Below are 16,156 nucleotides of genomic sequence, written 5' to 3'. Positions count from 1 at the left end.
TCTAAATATAGACTTTCGGGTATCGTAAGCTCGAAAAACTGCAAATAATCGCCACGACTGCCGAACATGCGGGCTCGCTGGATGTAGGTATCTTGTTGAATTTTGTGCTTTACGTCGCGGGTAAAAAACATGGCCAAGAGGTTGTCTAGCGTGACACCTCGCGAAACAATATTTCCACCTATTATAATCGTAAACAAGCTAGTTGGATTTGTGGCGGCGGACGAATTATCTTTCCAGTCGCGTTCGCTATTGAGGATGATAATACTATGCTTAGTTATATTGTTGAGAATGAAATTTGTGATCCGGTCGGGATCAGCGTCCGAAAATCGACGGACAGACAGGTTCCATATATATTCTACATAAGATTTAAAGTTTTTCGAATCTTTTTTGACAAGCGCATTAAGCGTGTCATGCATGACTGTCCAATCGCTCTTGTGGTCAACCTTCTTTCCGCTGGTATGAACCAGCATTGAGTAATTTTTTTCGATGTTTGGATGCACATAAATATTCAAATAGGCAGAGTTAACCAAAAATCCGAAAAGAGCTTGTCGAGGATATTTAGGATCGGCTCCAGTGTCTGATAGAAGTGTACGAAAATAGTCAATCTCGCCCTCAAGAGGGAAAAACGTATCCTGCCCTGTGTATTTATCGTGAGGCGGAAAATCCACCCACAAGCTGCTGTCATTGTCAAACGTATTGTTTAAATCCAAGCGCGCGGGGGTCGCGGTTACACCGATATAGAATCCGCTATTCCCGATAAGGTCGGTAATGAGAGCGTTTATCTTCGTTTTTTCTCCTGCATTAACCTTGGCATTGGGAGAGGCGTAATCGGCCTCATCGTCGATGATTACTATGCCCTGCCATCCCCCAATTTTTTCCAGCAGCTTACGGAGGTCACTTCCATTTTTCTTGCAGAAGATGACGTTCTTCTGACCGTCAAGTTTTATGGCGGGGTCGAGTATCTCGCTAAAATTGCGTGCGGCCGGTGCAAGTCCGGAGGATTTGAACCGGCCGAGATTCTGACCGAGAAGATCGACGCTATCGTTTAGGAGGTGAACGATCATATCTCGGCCAGTGTCGAGGAGCTTTGCCGTGAGGCAGATCATCATCTCGGTCTTGCCGCTTTGCGGCTCGCCATAGATGACGAACGAACGACCTTGTTTGTCATCGAGCGAATCTAGCGCGCCTCGAACTGCCTTCTCTATGCTGGTCACGGATTTGCCACCGGACGAAAGGCGTTTGAGCTGTTGCTCATACCGATCGTCGGTTCCGCCGTTCGACAAAAATCGATCGATGTTGAATTTGGGCTCGGTCATACATCCCCCCCGGGTTTCCGCGGCGGGATGTTCGAAGATCGAAAGGCAGCGGTCAACGACTTTAAGCGCCGCTGTGGAGGTAATCGCTGAGGGTAATTGTTCTCGGGAGGGCTGGGATCCAGCTCGCCTATTCAGCGGCTTCGCATACTTGCCCAATGAGGTGCATGACCAACGTCGCGTGTTGAACCGCCCCGGTATTCCCGAAGGTCAGTTGAATCCGTTGAGGAGATACAAGCCAAATCATATCGGTCTAACATCCCCTTCGCCCGAGACGCCGAGGCGAATTCCTCCTGACCCACGTTGATCCAAAACACCGTTCGGGCGTTTCATCCGCTGTCGACAGGCGATGCAGGAGAGATGCCATGAGACCCTATATGACCGGCGTGGCGGCCGCGCTGATGCTGATGAGCTCCGGGGCCTGGGCCCAGAGCGCGACGAGCCATGTCGCGAGTTCGAGCAAGACGGTGACGAACGGCAAGGTCATGAGCGCGCATGCGGCCAGCAAGACCGCGACCTGTCGCAACGAGAAGAAGCAGTTCATCAAATGCTCGTCGGCGACGAAGGTCAGCACGACGGCCACAGTGACCAAAGGCAGCGACGGCAAGTGCCGGTTCGCGGCTGGGCCGAAGAAGGGGCAGTTTGCGAAGTGCCCTTGATGCCGGGGTGACGTGGGCGTCCTTCGACACGCCACTTCGGCAGGCTCAGCGGCTGCTCAGGATGAGCGGCGGCTTGTTGCGGAAAGGTGGAAGGGAGATCCCAGCTTTCGCTGGGATGACGGGCGGAGGGGCCCGTTGAAGCCGGCCCTGCGTCTCGACGTGAGGCCGGGGTATATCTCCGCCGTCACCCTGAACTTGTTTCAGGGTCCACCAAGCGGCTCGGCGCGCGGTTCGTGGCTGGGTGGATGCTGAAACAAGTTCAGCATGACCAGTGGGAGAGAGAGTGAACCGAGGCGTGCGAAGGGCGGTTCGCGGCTGGGCCGAAGAAGGGGCAGTTTGCGAAGTGCCCTGATGCTGGGGTGACGTGGCGTCCTTCGATACGGGTCTTCGCCAAGCTCAGCCCCTACTCAGGATGAGCGGTATTCGGATTCAACCTGGGCCCGTCATTCCCGCCCTTGGACTGCCTGCGAGGCAGGCGCTCAGGATAAACTTCAGCCAAAGGCTGAAAGCTGGATTCTCCCGGTGCTGCCTTGTTGCGGAAAGGGGCAAGGGAGATCCCAGCTTTCGCTGGGATGACGGGCGGGAGGGATGTGGGGGAAGGCGGTCCTGAATTTTGACGTGAGGCCCTCCGCCGTCACCCTGAACTTGTTTCAGGGTCCACCAGGAGCCTCGGCGCGCGGTTTGTGGCTGGGTGGATGCTGAAACAAGTTCAGCATGACGAAAATGAAGGTTGGCCTTGCTCCGGTTTACAGCGCCGCCAGCACGGCGTCGCCCATCTGCGAGGTGGTGAGCGTGCCGCCGAGGTCGCCGGTGCGGGCGCCGCCGGCGAGGGCCTTGGCGACGGCCGCCTCGATGCGGTCGGCTTCGGCCGGCATGTCGAGCGAATAGCGCAGCATCATCGCCGAGGAGAGGATCGTCGCGAGCGGGTTGGCCTTGCCGAGGCCGGCGATGTCGGGTGCGGAGCCGTGGATCGGTTCGTAGAGGCCCTTCTTGCCGGCATCGAGCGAGGCGGAGGGCAGCATGCCGATCGATCCGGCGCACATCGACGCCTGATCCGACAGGATATCGCCGAACAGGTTGCCGGTGACGATCACGTCGAACTGGCCGGGATTGCGCACCAGCTGCATCGCGGCATTGTCGACATACATGTGGCTGAGCTCGATGTCGGGATATTCGGCCGCGGTCTCGATCACCACGTCGCGCCAGAGCTGGGAGGTCTCGAGCACATTGGCCTTGTCGACCGAGCAGAGCTTGCCGCGGCGCGCGCGCGCGGTTTCGAAGCCGACGCGGGCGATGCGGCGCACCTCGTCCTCGTCATAGGCCATCACGTCATAGCCCTGGCGGCGGCCGGTGGCGGTCTGGCGCATGCCCTTTTCGCCGAAATAGACATCGCCGTTGAGTTCGCGGACGATCACCATGTCGATCGCGCTGGCGACTTCGGGGCGCAGGGCCGAGGCGTCGGCGAGCTCCTTGAACAGGGTGGCCGGGCGCAGATTGGCGAACAGCGTCAATGCCTTGCGCAGGCCGAGGATCGCCTGCTCGGGGCGCAGATGGCGCTCCAGAGCGTCGCAATCGGGATCGCCGACCGCGCCGAACAGGATCGCGTCGGCGCGCCGGGCGAGGTCGATCGTCTCCGGGGGCAGCGGATGACCGCCCGCCTTGTAGGCGGCACCGCCGACCAGCCCGATCTCATATTCGAGCGTATCGCCGCATACGACTTCGAGCACCCGCACCGCTTCGGTGATGACCTCGGGACCGATGCCGTCTCCCGGCAGCAAGGCAATGAGCATTAATCCACCCTCTTCTGAATCGTCGCCGCCCCCTGCCCTGATGCGGCTCGCGGCGCAATGGCGTTTGGCGTCAGCAGAGCCGGCGCAGGCGATCGACCAGCCGCTCGCGCGCGTCGAGGGCATCGGCGCGGCGCTCCACCAGGATGTCGCGCGCCAGGAAATGGCCGGTCAGGCGCAGGCCGTCGAGGATATCCGGCCACCCCGCCTCGACGCCGGCCTGGATCAGGAAGGCGGGCAGCGGCAGCAGTCGATCGGCATAGGGCGCGCCCGCGCCGCGCGACACGGCGGCGGCGCTTTCCGGGCTGACGAAGGCAAGATCGTCGCGGGCGCCGGTGACGGTGCAGGCGGTGAGATCGAGCGCATAGCCGAGCTGCGCCATCAGCAGCAGCTCATAGCGCACCGCCGCCGCCGCCCAGCCGCGCGCCGAGGGGGCATATTCGACCGCGGCGAGCGTGGCATCGAGGGTTTCGTACAGGCGGGGATGCGGCTGCCCCTCGGCCAGCGAGACGGCGGTGAGGGTGCACAGCCAGTCGATCGCGGCGGCGGCGAGCGGCTCGGCGAGCAGGGCGGCGCGGCTGTGCGACAGCTCGACCGTCAGGCCGGGGAGCTGCTCGGCGGTGCGGGCGCGATACTCCGCCTCGACCAGGTTGCCCGGCACCAGCACCGGGCGCAGGCGCCGCGACCGGCCGCCGCGGACATAGCCGGCGAGCAGCCCATGGTCCGGCGTGAGCGCACGGACGATCGCGCCATGTTCGCCATGGGGGCGCATCGCGCAGATGATCGCGGAGCTTCTCAGCTGCATCGCCCTATCGCCCGCGCGGCTGGCATCCCGGATGCGTCATGAGGCACGGCACGCCGCTATGGCGTCCGCTCCTCGACCTGGTTGGACCAGATCTGCTCGATCAGCCGCCCGACGCGGCGGAAGCGGGCGCGGGGCAGCATCGTCGAGGGCGTGTCGAGCGGCATGTCGTCGAGGTCGCTGAAATAGACGGTGGGATAGAGGCGGCGCTCGCTGGACAGGAAGGCGCAGAGATCCTCGAAGCGCTTGACGTGGACCTTGTTCGGCGCCGTCCCGGCTCGGTTGGCCAGCTCGAAGCTGTGGGTGACGATGTTGACGATCGGCAGCCCCAGCGCGCCCGCATGCGCGATCGCGGCCTTCAGCTCCCCCAGCGATACGGCGCAGAGCTGGAGATGGCGCGATCCGCGGCCCTCGGCGATCAGGGTCACGGGGATCTCGATCATGCCCTGATGGACGATCGGGGTGATGTGATCGCGCGGCAGATCGATCGCGCTGGGCCAGGGATTCTGGTGGCCGTTATGGCTGCTGTCGAACCGGAAGCCGAGCTCCGCCAGCGCGCGCAGCGTATCGTCATTGGCCGAGTAATTGCCGGCGCGAAACGCGATCGGCTCGGGAACGCCCGCCTCGACGAGCATGTCGCGGGCGCGGGCGATCAGATCGCGCTGCGCCTGCCGTCCGTAGCGCGCCAGCTGACGCTCGCTGCCGGTCTGGCCGTCGCGCGCGCCGACCCACAGCGGATGGAGATGGAGCTGCACCTCCTGCCCCGCCTCGAGGATCGGCTCGACCATGCGCCGGACCGGCTCGATCCCGAAGACGCAGGCCGGCATCGGATCGACGAAGAAGCAGGCCTTGAGGGCATGGCGCGCCAGCACGCGAAGCTGGTAGCGGACGCCGACCCCCGCCGCCTCGTAGGAGCGCTCATAGGCGGTCTCCCAGCGGCCCCAGCCCGGCCCCGGCCGCCATGTCAGCTCGGTGTCGATCGTCAGCAGCACGCGGGTCAGCGCAGCGGGCGCGGCGGGGGAACCGGAGGAAGGCGCGCCGGTCGCCATCATCCGGCCGCGTGGAAATGATCGTGGATCGCGCGCGCCATCGCTTTCGAAACGCCGGGCGCGCGTTCGAGGTCCTCGAGCGAAGCGGCGCGCACCGCCCGCGCCGTGCCGAAGTGCATCAGCAGTGCCTTCTTGCGCGCGGGGCCGATGCCGGGCACGTCGTCGAGCGGGCTCCTGGTGAAATTGGCGGCGCGCCTGGTCCGGTGGGCGCCGATCGCAAAGCGATGCGCCTCGTCGCGCAGCCGCTGGAGATGGAACAGCAGCGGCGAGTTGAGCGGCAGCATCGCCTCGCGGCCGCCGGGGAGGTGGAAATGCTCGCGGCCGGCGTTGCGGTCGGGGCCTTTCGATATCCCCACGACCGGCACGTCATGGACGCCGAGATCCTCGAGCACCTCGCACACCGCGCTCAGCTGTCCCTTGCCGCCGTCGATCAGCAGCAGATCGGGCCACTCGCCGCTGCGACGCTCGGGGTCCTCCTTCTCCAGCCGCGCGAAGCGGCGTTCGAGCACCTCGCGCATCATGGCGAAATCGTCCCCGGGCGCGGTCTCCGGACGTTTGATGTTGAACTTGCGATAGCCGCCCTTCCGGAAACCCTCGGGGCCGGCGACGATCATCGCGCCAACCGCATTGGTGCCCATGATATGGCTATTGTCGTAGACTTCAATACGGTCCGGCGGGCCTTCCAGCTCGAACAGGTCGGCCATTTCCTGGAAGATGCGGCCCTGGGTGGTCGATTCGGCAAGGCGGCGGTCGAGCGCCTCATGCGCGTTGCGGCGGGCCTGGTCCATCAGCCGGCGCTGTTCGCCGCGCTGGGGCACCTTGATCTGGACCTTGCGGCCGGCGCGCTCGCCGAGCGCCTGGGCCAGCAGCGCGCATTCCGCCGGCTCGCGGTCGACGAGCACCAGCCGGGGCGGCGGCACCTCCTCGTAGAACTGCATCAGGAAGCTCGCGAGCACCTCGTCCTCGGGCACGTCGGCGGTGTGCGCGGGGAAGAAGGCGCGGTGGCCCCAGTTCTGGCCGCCGCGGATGAAGAAGGCCTGGATGCAGACGGTGTTCGCCTTGGTGTCGAAGGCGAAGACGTCGCCATCGGCGACTCCCTCGGCGTTGATCGCCTGGCTCCCCTGGATATAGGTCAGCGCACGAAGGCGATCACGGTAGACCGCCGCCAGCTCGTAATCCATCGCCTCGGCCGCCGCGCTCATCGCCTCGCCGAGCTTCTTCTGGACCTGTGTCGACTTTCCGGAGAGGAAAGCCTTCGAGTCCTCCACCAGTTCGGCATAGGCCGCCGCGTCGATCCGGCCGACGCAGGGCGCCGAGCAGCGCTTGATCTGGTAGAGCAGACAGGGCCTGTCGCGGTTCGCGAAGAAGCTGTCGGTGCAGGAGCGCAGCAGGAAGAGCTTCTGCAGCGCGTTCAGCGTGCGGGTGACCGAGCCGGCGCTGGCGAACGGGCCGAAATATTGCCCCTTGGCGCGCCGCGCACCGCGATGCTTCTGGATGCGCGGGAAGTCGTGATCCTCGCGCAGCAGGATGAAGGGAAAGCTTTTGTCGTCGCGCAGCAGGACATTGTAGGGCGGCCGATAGCGCTTGATCAGCTGCGCCTCGAGCAGCAGCGCCTCGGCCTCGCTGTTGGTGGTGACGATCGTCATCGAGCGGGTCTGCGCGACCATGCGGCTCAGCCGCTTGGGCATCCGCCCGACCTGGGTGTAGTTGGCAACCCGGTTCTTCAGCGCCCTCGCCTTGCCGACATAGAGGACATCGCCGCGCGCATCCTGCATGCGATAGACGCCGGGACGGGCGGGAAGCGTCTTGAGGACATTGCGGATGGCCGCGATGCCCGCCTCCAGGTCGGGCGCGTCCGAACCGCGCACCGTGTAGACGCTCTTCTCTTCGCTGAACCTGTCGGTGGGGATGGTGTCGCTCACCCTGCTGATCTAGGTCGCGCAACCGGCCGCCGCAACGGCAGGATCACCCGGCTCGACCCATGGGCGCGTTATCGGCGGATTCAGGCGGCGGTCAGGCCGGCCATGGCGTCCGGGTGGCCGATGGCCGCGATGACCAGCACCAGCACCGCGAGCCCGGCGCGGACGAAGCCCGAGGGCGCGACGGCAGCGAACAGGCCGTCCTTGCGGTTCCATAACAGGGGCAGCGCGGCGGTTCCCGACAGGATCATCGCCGCGATCACGCCCGACGGCAGCGCGTGGGCGAGATGCGCGCGCACCCCGCCCAGCAACATCACCCACGCCCAGATCCAGCCGATCGCGCCCATGGTCGGCGTTTTAGCGGACCGCCGATGATGAAATGGTAAATGACGGCCGGACGCCGGCGCCTCTCTCAAACGAGGTCGACCACGAGGCCGTCGCCCAGCCAGCGCCCGAGCATCGTTCCGGCCGCAGCCACGCCGGCCTCCTCCCCCAGGCGCGCGATGAGCTGCGCGCAGAGTGCCGCGAAGGGGGCGCCACCGGCCGCGCTGTCGAGCAGTTCCGCCTCATGGGGCTCGGCGGTGCGGAAGCAGGACAGCAGATCCTTGCGCCAGATCAAAAGGAAGCGGGGCTCCGGCAGATGTTCGACGGGCGGCGGCGGCGTGCCGGCCGACAAGCTCGACCAGATCGCCGCGGCGTTGGTGACGAGCAGCCTGGTCGCCAGCGTGGGCGCCACACGGAGCACGACGCCGTCCCAGTCGGCCGTGGCAAGCGCCTGGCCGTCGAGCGCGGGGGAATCCGCACCCACGAACGCCTCGGCAAGATGGAGATCAACCCAGCCGAGTTCGCTCACCGCCGGATCATCCGGGAACCGCCGCTCCAGCGTGTCGGGAAAGCCGCCGGCATAGGCATCGAGGGTCCAGCCGCTCGGCGGCGTCAGATCGATATGTGCGGCGGCGACGCCGAGAAAACGCTCCTCGCCGAGCCAGAGCCGCACCCGCTCGAACACCTCGCCGAGACAGGCGATCAGCTGGCTGCGATAATTGTTGAGGTAGACGTCGAGCCCGGGCCGCGCGCCGGCGCCGAGCCGGCCGGCCGCCGCCTCCGACTCCTCGGCGAGCCAGGATCGGACATCGCGTTGCAAGGCCAGCAGGCTCATGCCGCCCTCCGCGCGTCGGCGCAGGCGATCCGGCGCGCCATGGCAAGTTCGTCGAGCAATTCGGACAATGGCGGGATCGCATCGTCGCGCTCGATCATCGTCGGCACCGGCCCGGTGCGGGCGAGCGCCGCCTCGTACAGACTCCAGACAACGGGCGGCACGGGCCTGTCATGCGTGTCGATCAGCAGCGCGCGGCCGCGACTATGCCCCGCGAGGTGGATCTGGCCGACCCGATCGGCGGGGATCCCCGCGAGATAATCCTCCGGATCGAAGCCGTGGTTGGTGGCGCTGACATGGACGTTGTTGACGTCGAGCAGGAGACCGCATCCGGTACGCCGGCTCATCGCCTCGAGGAATTCCCACTCGCGCATCGGCGCGTCGTCGAAGCAGATATAGCTCGACGGATTCTCGATCAGCAGCGCGCGGCCGAGCATGTCTTGCGCGAGCGCGATATTGGCGCACACGATGTCGAGCGCCTCTTCGGTATAGGGCAGCGGCAGCAGATCATGCGAACTGAAGCCCTCGATCCGCGTCCAGCAGAGATGATCGGACACGATCATCGGCTCGATCTCGTCCACCAGCGCGCGCAACCGGCGCAGGTAATCGTGATCGACCCCGTCGGCGGAGCCCACCGACAGCGAGACGCCGTGCAGCGCGACCGGATGCCGTTCGCGCACCTTGCGCAGGATGTGCCGCGGCTTCCCGCCCGCGACCATGAAGTTCTCCGAGATGACCTCGACGAAGTCGACCGGAACGGGCTGCTCGCCATCGAGGAAGTCCGGATAATGGGGCTTGCGCAAGCCGAGGCCAAATGTCGGGACGTGCGCTGGCAGAGCGTGCATGGCAACCTCGCGGACATACACCCCGGGCCGGCGAGGAGCCGGCACCGGGGCATTGGACTAGTTCTTCGCTTCGGTCGTGCTGCCGCCCGCCGCGGTGCACGCGGCAGGCGTCAGCTCCTTGAAGCCGTGGCCCTTGCACGTGTTCTGACCCTTGCAGTCATGCTCGACCGTCTTGCAGTCGGACGTGCCCTTGCAGCTGTTGACGCCATAGCAGTGCACGGTCTTCGCGTCCTGGTGCCGGTCCGCCAGCGCAGGCGCAGCCTGCATCGCGGCGATCGCGAGCAAGGCGGCGGTGGTGGCGGCGCTGACGCCAGTCTTCACGGTGATCATCGTCGGATTTTCCTTCCATAGCCGGGATGGCATCAGGAATACGCGGGCCGCTGTCGCCCGGTTACACCGCCGCGGATTTTTACCAGCGGAGCACGCGCGGACCGAGCAGAGCGCCCATCGCCGACGCGAGCGCGATACCGAGCGTGTACCAAGTGAGCACGAACAGCGCAGACACTTCGGGACAATGGAAACAGTAGAGCGCGGCGGCGCAGGCACCCGCGGCCAATCCGGCGACGGCGCCCGCCGCGCGCAGCCGCGTCGGCGCCAACCGCCGGAAGGACCACAGCAGGCCGATGAAGATCGGGGCGGCCAGGATGAGCACGATGATCGGACATAGCTTCCAGCTGCTGCCCAGCCACATCGCCAGCCAGTCGCGCGACGGCACCCGCATCATCTCCACGGCTCCGATCGCGGCGAGCAGCAACATCGGCACCACGAGAATCCGCAGCCAGCGCAAGCTGCTCGGTTCCGGCCGGGCGAGCTGGACCGTTGCAACGATCGCCGCGCCCGCGAGCATGCTGGTGTAGATCCACTTCATCCAGAAGGAATAGCCGCGCATGGCGGTGCCAAAATCCGGTCGAAAGCCGAGCCACCAGCCGATCAACACGACCGTACCCACCGCCCCCAGGCCGAGGCCAAGGGCAACGCGCCGACCAACCGCATGGCGTGGAACCGGTTTCACATCGGTGCTGAGCGACCGGATCAAGGCCTCGGTATCCATCATGGCTCCCCCCGCACGCGTGCGGCTAGCGCCTTCAGCCCGCGATGGATTGACACCTTGACGTCGGATTCGCCGATCCGCGCTTGCGCGGCGGCCTCAGTCACGCTCAGCCCATCCAGCCGCGTGTCACGGATGGCCGCGGCCTGCTTGGCAGGCAGCGTGTCGAGCAGCCGATCGACGTCCATGCGCGCGATGCTAGCTCCCTCGAAGCTCTCGGCGACCAGCAGCTCCTCAACATCCTCGATCGGGCAACTCTGCCGACGGCGCCGGAAATGATCGATCATCTTGTAGCGCGCGATCGCGAACAGCCAGACGCCGAAGGGACGGTCGGGGTCATAGGTCGCCCGACGGCTGTGCACGGCGATCAGGGTTTCTTGCACGAGATCCTCTACATCCTCGACGGCATTTCGCATACGCCGCCGATAAAAAGCCTGGAGGAGCGGCACGAGCGCGGCGAGCAACGCGGCATGGTCGCCAGCATGGCCCGCGAGGCCGCTGATCATCCATCGCCGTAGTTGATCTTCATCCGCTCTCATATGCGCTCCCCCAAACGCCTTCGCTGCAGAACGGCGGGAAGTTACAGCGATCTGGCCGTAAAGCGAAAAATATTTCGGTCGGCGTCGTGTAACGATCGCCTGAACGGGGCCGAACTGGCTTCCCGTGATCCGCTCCTTCCGCCTCGGGATCACCGCGCGGCACCCCGCGCGAGGCACGATTCACAGGAAGACGATCATGACCACCAAGACCCCGAAGACCCATGCCGCCATCGCCGCCGCCGTCGCGCTGACCTTCGCCGCCGGCGCGGCGCATGCCGCCGATGCCCCGAAAATGGAGAAGTGCTACGGCATCTCGCCTGCCGGCAAGAACGACTGCAAGGCCGGCGCCGGCACCAGCTGCGCCGGCACCTCGCGTCACGACTATCAGGGCGACGCCTGGAAATATGTGAAGGCCGGCACCTGCACCGCGATCAAGACCCCGCAGGGTCCCGGTTCGCTGACCCCGAAGAGCTGAGCTTTCGGCGCCCGCGCCTGCCCACAGCCCGCGCGGGCGCCGCCAGGAGAAATGCCATGAATGCGCTGATATCACTCTATTCGGGCGCAGCTCGCCTCGCCGAACGCCTGCTGCCCGAGAAACTGCTGCTGCTCGTCGCCAGGCTGGGCATAGCGGCCGTCTTCTTCCTGTCCGGTCGGACCAAGGTGGAGGGCCTGCTCACGATTACGGATGGCACCTACGAGCTGTTCCGGACCGATTATGCCCTGCCGCTCGTAAAGCCGGAGATCGCCGCGCATGTCGCGACCTATTCCGAGCATCTCTTCCCGATCCTGCTGGTGCTGGGGCTGGCGACGCGACCCGCCGCACTCGCGCTGCTCGGCATGACGACGGTGATCGAGATCTTCGTCTATCCAGACGCATGGCCCACGCATCTGAGCTGGGCCGGACTTTTGCTGCCGCTGATCGCCAAGGGCGGCGGCGCCTGGTCGATCGACCATGCCCTCGCGCGGGGCGATGAGCGCTGGCCACGGCCATGAGCGGGATCGAACCCTCGCGCCGACCGCGCATCGTCATTGTGGGCGCGGGGTTTGGCGGGCTGGCGGCAGCCGGCGAGTTGGCCCGGCATGCCGTCGATATCGTCCTGATCGACAAGCAGAACCATCATCTGTTCCAGCCGCTGCTCTATCAGGTCGCGACCGCCGGTCTGTCGCCCGCCGACATCGCCCAGCCGATCCGCGCGATCGTCAAGAAACAGCGGCGAACGCAAGTGCTGCTCGACAGCGTCGTGGCGGTCGATCGAGCGGCGCGCTGCGTGGAGCTCGCGAGCGGCGCCCGGATTGATTATGACGCACTTATCGTCGCCAGCGGCGCGCGACACAGCTATTTCGGGGAAGACTGGGCCGATCGCGCGCCGGGTATCAAGACGATCGACGACGCGATCGCGGTGCGGCGGACGATATTGCTCGCGCTCGAGCGCGCCGAAACGAACCGGCAGGAACGCCTGGCCGAACGCAGCGAGTTTCTGACCTTCGTCGTGGTCGGCGGCGGGCCGACCGGCGTGGAGATGGCAGGCGCCATCGCCGAGCTCACCCGGGCAGCGGCCGAAGGCGAGTTCCCGCATATCACGCGCCGCTGCGTGCGAATCATCCTCGTTCAATCGGATCAGCGGCTGCTGCCCAGCTTCCCCCCGTCGTTGGGAGCGGCGGCCCGGCGAGCACTCGAACGGCTCGGGGTGCAGGTTCGCCTGCAGACGCGCGTATCGGCGATCGACGAGGACGGCGTGATCATCGGTGATGAGCGCATCGCGGCAAGCACCATCGTCTGGGCAGCCGGAGTCCGCGCCTCGCCCGCCGCCGCTTGGCTCGGCAGCTCGGCGGATCGGGCCGGACGGGTGATCGTCGGCGCCGACCTTGCGGTGCCGGGCGATCAGCGCGTGTTCGTGATCGGCGACACCGCGGCCGTAACCGATGCCACCGGCCGCGCCGTGCCCGGCATCGCGCCTGCCGCAAAGCAGCAGGGGCGGTACGCCGCGCGCGTGATCGCCGCCCGGCTGCTGGGACAGAAGGAACCCGGACCCTTCCGCTACCGCAGTTTCGGCAATCTGGCGACCATCGGCCGCAAATGCGCGGTCGTCGATCTTGGATGGATCAAGCTATCCGGCCTGCTCGCGTGGCTGCTCTGGTCGGCAGCGCATGTCTACTTCCTCATCGGCTTCCGCAACCGGCTGGTCGTCTGCGCCAACTGGGCCTGGAACTACCTCACCTTCGATCGGGGCGCGCGGCTGATCACCGGCATCGACCGGCATGCCTGAGTCAAAGAAAAAGGGCCCGCCGGACGAAGCCGGCAGGCCCTTTTGATATCATGCAGCTGGATCAGCTGAGCCGGGCGGTTCCGAGCGCGGTGATCGCGTCATCGACCAGCGGCTTGTCCGAGCTCGCGTCGTGACGCTCGGCGATGAGCTGCGAGGCAGCGGCGGCTGCGACCGATGCCGCGGTCGCACGAACCTGGGCGATGGCGGTTCGCTCGGCCGCGGCGATCTTGTCCTCGGCCATCTTGCCGCGGCGCTCGATCAGCGATGCGGCGTCGGCGCGGGCCTGGGTCACGATCGAATCCGCTTCCTCGCGGGCGTGGACGAGCATAGCCTCGGCCTCCTGCGCGGCAGCCTTGGCCTTGGCCTCATATTCGGCCTTGATCTTCTCGGCGTCGGCACGGAGCGCAGCCGCCTCATCAAGATTGGCCCGGATCGAGGCAATCTTCTTGTCGAGAGACGAGCCGATGACCGAAGGCACCTTCTTCCACAGCAGCAGGACGATGACGACGATCATCGCCAGCGACACCCATGCGGTCGCGGTCATCCCCAGCGCCGTGGGGTCGACATGATGCTCTTCGGTGCCGGCAGCGGCATGCTCGGCGCTGACGTTCTGCGGCAGCCCCTCGAGCTTGGCGGCATCGGATAGATTATCGGCGACGAGTTCGGAGCCGTTTACAGACATCATGGGTCTCCGTTACGCCGCCAAAGCGGCCTTGACCGCGCTCTCGGCGGCAGCCTTGTCGACGGTCAGGCCGGACACCTTGGCGACGATCTCCTGCGCAGCCTCGGCGGCGACGCTTTCGATCTCGGCAAGGGCCCTGGACTGCGCAGCCTTGAGCGATGCGTCTGCCGTTGCGGCTTTCGCCGCGAGTTCGGCATCGACCGCCTTGACGCGCTTTTCGGCCTCGGCCGTGGAAGCGGCCTTGGCTTCCTGCGTCGCCTTCAGCGCGGCAGCGCGCGCTTCCTCGATCCGTGCCCGATAGGCGGCCTCGGTCTCGTCAGCCTTGGCGCGAGCGGCCTCGGCAGCGGTAAGATCGGCGGCAATCTTCTGGTCGCGCGCGTCGACGGTCGCTTCGATCTTGGGCAGCATGCCGCGCCCGATCACGAAGTAGATCAGGCCGAAGACAACCAGCAGCCAAAAGATCTGCGAAGCATAGGTCGCGGCGATCTGGGCGATCTGAGGCATCGATATTCCCTGTGGTCGTTGCAAATGGGGGCCGGCGCACCGGCCCGCCATGCAACTGTTAGGCGACGAACAGCAGGATCATCGCAACGACGAACGCCAGCAGGCCGAGAAGCTCGGCAGCGGCGAAGCCGATGAACAGACGGCCCTGCTGGCCATCGGCAGCGGCGGGATTGCGCAGTGCGGACTCGAGGAACGAGCCGAACACGTTGCCCACGCCAAGTGCGGCCATGCCAACACCGATCGCGGCCAGGCCGGCACCGATCAGCTTTGCGGCTTCTGCGTCCATGATAAACTCCTTAGCATTAAACAGGTTGATGGTGGTCGTAGGTGGAAATCAGTGCAGGTTGACCGCGTCGTTCAGATAGAGCGAAGTCAACAGTGCGAACACATAGGCCTGGATCGCGCACACCAGCAGTTCGAGCAGGGTGATGCCGATCATCAGGATGAAGCTGGGGATCGAGACGATCGCGACCGTCAGCGCGCCGGCGTTGATGCCGTTGATCACGAAGCCGGCGAGCACCTTCATCAGGATATGCCCCGCGGTCATCGCGACGAACAGTCGCAAACCCAGCGAGAAGGGGCGAATCAGGAAGGAGAACAGCTCGATCAGGAAGATCAGCGGGATCATGTAGCCGGGCGTGCCATGGGGCACGAACAGCGAGAAGAAGTGGAAGCCGTGCCGCGCGAAGCCCACGATCAGCACGATCGAGAAGCTGATCACAGCGAGAACGCCGGTCACCGTCAGGTGGCTGGTGATCGTGAACGGATGCACCCCGACGACGCCGGTCGGCATCATCCCGAGGATGTTGGCGATGAGGATGAACATGAAAAGCGAGAAGACATAAGGGGTGAACTTCTTGCCCTCCGGGCCGATGTTCGTCGCCATCATGTTCGAGATGAAGCCGGTGAAGCTTTCAACCGCGACCTGCCAGCGGCCGGGGACGAGCTCGCGCTTCATCCCACCAACCATGAACAGCAGCATCGCCGCCAGAGTCACCACCATCCACATCGCAGAATTCGTGAAAGCGATGTTATGGCCCGCAATTGCCCAATCCTTCCCGAACAATGGTTCGATCAGGAACTGGTGCATCGGATCGATCTTGCCCGATTCGGCTGCCACGCTTGCCTTACCCCTGCTTATGCCAAAAGCGTCCGAAAGCTATTTCGGGCGCTCCTGAGAAATCCGTATGATGTTCCTGAAGGCGACGGCTATCCCGAGGAACAACATCACCAAAAGGAGCCAGGGCTTGGTTCCGAACCAGCCGTCGAACAGCCAGCCCATCAAACCACCACCGGCAATTCCCGCGATCAGTTCGGTCAGCACGCGATTGCCCTGGGAATATCCCTTGTCAGGCTTTTTCTGCGCTGTTGCCGTCCTGACCTGTTCAGCCTGCTGGATCGTCCGCAGCCGCTCATCGAGCGACGTAAGCCTTTGATCCTCAGTGCTTTCCGGGTCTTGCCCGGGATCTTTCGCCGCCATGTCGCCGCCTCTCCTATTATCGGGAAGCGAACGCCATGCCGACGAGCCATCCCGCCAAGGCGAGGCCCCTTTAGGAAGGGGGTCTTCCCGAGTCAACCGCGCTTAC

The 16,156-nt window shown here is 65.1% G+C and carries 20 protein-coding genes; 4 read left to right on the top strand and 16 right to left on the bottom strand.

Features of this window, described 5'->3' with window-relative positions; genetic code table 11:
* On the bottom strand, window positions 1-1,316 hold a 1,316-nt coding region (locus tag AC1DPF_RS05720), incomplete at its 3' end, for a Z1 domain-containing protein (protein WP_477960168.1).
* Window positions 1,317-1,690: 374 nt separating this feature from the next.
* Here AC1DPF_RS05720 and AC1DPF_RS05715 point away from each other — a divergent pair.
* Entirely contained in the window at window positions 1,691-1,972 is a 282-nt protein-coding gene (locus AC1DPF_RS05715) for a hypothetical protein (RefSeq protein ID WP_477960166.1), read from the top strand.
* Window positions 1,973-2,718: 746 nt separating this feature from the next.
* Here AC1DPF_RS05715 and leuB read toward each other — a convergent pair.
* The 10 genes from leuB to AC1DPF_RS05665 all read right to left on the bottom strand — a co-directional run bounded on the left by leuB (window position 2,719) and on the right by AC1DPF_RS05665 (window position 11,084).
* Window positions 2,719-3,762 carry a 3-isopropylmalate dehydrogenase gene (gene leuB, locus AC1DPF_RS05710; protein ID WP_477960164.1) on the bottom strand — a complete coding sequence of 348 codons (1,044 nt, stop codon included), beginning with the start codon at window positions 3,760-3,762 and terminating at the stop codon, window positions 2,719-2,721.
* A gap of 70 nt (window positions 3,763-3,832) precedes the next feature.
* On the bottom strand, window positions 3,833-4,564 hold the full coding sequence (recO, locus tag AC1DPF_RS05705) for a DNA repair protein RecO (RefSeq protein ID WP_477960162.1): 732 nt from the start codon (window positions 4,562-4,564) through the stop codon (window positions 3,833-3,835).
* Between the two features lie 56 nt (window positions 4,565-4,620).
* Window positions 4,621-5,613 (bottom strand): polysaccharide deacetylase family protein, encoded by a 993-nt coding sequence (locus AC1DPF_RS05700; RefSeq protein ID WP_477867655.1) that lies wholly within the window; start codon window positions 5,611-5,613, stop codon window positions 4,621-4,623.
* Window positions 5,610-7,532: an excinuclease ABC subunit UvrC gene (uvrC, locus tag AC1DPF_RS05695; RefSeq protein ID WP_477960160.1), complete on the bottom strand. Its 1,923-nt coding sequence runs from the start codon at window positions 7,530-7,532 to the stop codon at window positions 5,610-5,612. Before uvrC ends, AC1DPF_RS05700 begins: the two co-directional genes overlap by 4 nt.
* A gap of 80 nt (window positions 7,533-7,612) precedes the next feature.
* Window positions 7,613-7,876 (bottom strand): hypothetical protein, encoded by a 264-nt coding sequence (locus tag AC1DPF_RS05690; protein WP_477867659.1) that lies wholly within the window; start codon window positions 7,874-7,876, stop codon window positions 7,613-7,615.
* 65 nt (window positions 7,877-7,941) lie between these two features.
* Window positions 7,942-8,688 (bottom strand): HvfC/BufC family peptide modification chaperone, encoded by a 747-nt coding sequence (locus AC1DPF_RS05685; protein WP_477867661.1) that lies wholly within the window; start codon window positions 8,686-8,688, stop codon window positions 7,942-7,944.
* On the bottom strand, window positions 8,685-9,530 hold the full coding sequence (gene bufB, locus AC1DPF_RS05680) for an MNIO family bufferin maturase (protein ID WP_477867663.1): 846 nt from the start codon (window positions 9,528-9,530) through the stop codon (window positions 8,685-8,687). Before bufB ends, AC1DPF_RS05685 begins: the two co-directional genes overlap by 4 nt.
* 57 nt (window positions 9,531-9,587) lie before the next feature.
* On the bottom strand, window positions 9,588-9,860 hold the full coding sequence (bufA2, locus tag AC1DPF_RS05675; RefSeq protein ID WP_477867665.1) for a BufA2 family periplasmic bufferin-type metallophore: 273 nt from the start codon (window positions 9,858-9,860) through the stop codon (window positions 9,588-9,590).
* Between the two features lie 79 nt (window positions 9,861-9,939).
* A complete protein-coding gene (locus tag AC1DPF_RS05670) occupies window positions 9,940-10,581 on the bottom strand; it encodes a DUF1109 domain-containing protein (RefSeq protein WP_477867735.1) in 642 nt (213 codons plus the stop codon).
* Window positions 10,581-11,084: a sigma-70 family RNA polymerase sigma factor gene (locus AC1DPF_RS05665; protein ID WP_477867667.1), complete on the bottom strand. Its 504-nt coding sequence runs from the start codon at window positions 11,082-11,084 to the stop codon at window positions 10,581-10,583. The genes AC1DPF_RS05670 and AC1DPF_RS05665 overlap by 1 nt, the downstream gene beginning before the upstream one ends.
* Window positions 11,085-11,313: 229 nt before the next feature.
* Between AC1DPF_RS05665 and AC1DPF_RS05660 the strand changes: the two genes are divergently transcribed.
* From AC1DPF_RS05660 to AC1DPF_RS05650, 3 genes are read left to right on the top strand one after another with little or no spacing between them, the layout of a single operon-like run.
* Window positions 11,314-11,592 carry a BufA1 family periplasmic bufferin-type metallophore gene (locus AC1DPF_RS05660; RefSeq protein WP_477960158.1) on the top strand — a complete coding sequence of 93 codons (279 nt, stop codon included), beginning with the start codon at window positions 11,314-11,316 and terminating at the stop codon, window positions 11,590-11,592.
* A gap of 56 nt (window positions 11,593-11,648) precedes the next feature.
* A complete protein-coding gene (locus AC1DPF_RS05655) occupies window positions 11,649-12,110 on the top strand; it encodes a DoxX family protein (protein ID WP_477960156.1) in 462 nt (153 codons plus the stop codon).
* Window positions 12,107-13,384 (top strand): NAD(P)/FAD-dependent oxidoreductase, encoded by a 1,278-nt coding sequence (locus AC1DPF_RS05650; RefSeq protein ID WP_477960153.1) that lies wholly within the window; start codon window positions 12,107-12,109, stop codon window positions 13,382-13,384. The genes AC1DPF_RS05655 and AC1DPF_RS05650 overlap by 4 nt, the downstream gene beginning before the upstream one ends.
* 61 nt (window positions 13,385-13,445) lie before the next feature.
* Here AC1DPF_RS05650 and AC1DPF_RS05645 read toward each other — a convergent pair whose 3' ends face one another.
* From AC1DPF_RS05645 to AC1DPF_RS05625, 5 genes are read right to left on the bottom strand one after another with little or no spacing between them, the layout of a single operon-like run.
* Window positions 13,446-14,066 (bottom strand): F0F1 ATP synthase subunit B family protein, encoded by a 621-nt coding sequence (locus AC1DPF_RS05645; RefSeq protein ID WP_477867737.1) that lies wholly within the window; start codon window positions 14,064-14,066, stop codon window positions 13,446-13,448.
* Between the two features lie 12 nt (window positions 14,067-14,078).
* Window positions 14,079-14,570, bottom strand: a complete 492-nt coding sequence (locus AC1DPF_RS05640) for a F0F1 ATP synthase subunit B family protein (RefSeq protein ID WP_477960151.1) — start codon at window positions 14,568-14,570, stop codon at window positions 14,079-14,081.
* Window positions 14,571-14,628: 58 nt separating this feature from the next.
* Window positions 14,629-14,856 carry a F0F1 ATP synthase subunit C gene (locus AC1DPF_RS05635; RefSeq protein WP_012050658.1) on the bottom strand — a complete coding sequence of 76 codons (228 nt, stop codon included), beginning with the start codon at window positions 14,854-14,856 and terminating at the stop codon, window positions 14,629-14,631.
* 48 nt (window positions 14,857-14,904) lie between these two features.
* Window positions 14,905-15,690 (bottom strand): F0F1 ATP synthase subunit A, encoded by a 786-nt coding sequence (locus tag AC1DPF_RS05630; RefSeq protein WP_477867678.1) that lies wholly within the window; start codon window positions 15,688-15,690, stop codon window positions 14,905-14,907.
* A gap of 39 nt (window positions 15,691-15,729) precedes the next feature.
* Window positions 15,730-16,050, bottom strand: coding sequence for an AtpZ/AtpI family protein (locus tag AC1DPF_RS05625; protein WP_477867680.1), 321 nt, complete (start codon window positions 16,048-16,050; stop codon window positions 15,730-15,732).
* Window positions 16,051-16,156 lie beyond the last annotated feature (106 nt).

The organism is Rhizorhabdus sp. P4_G6, assembly GCF_056401045.1.
This window is presented reverse-complemented; position numbering and strand designations above follow the sequence as displayed.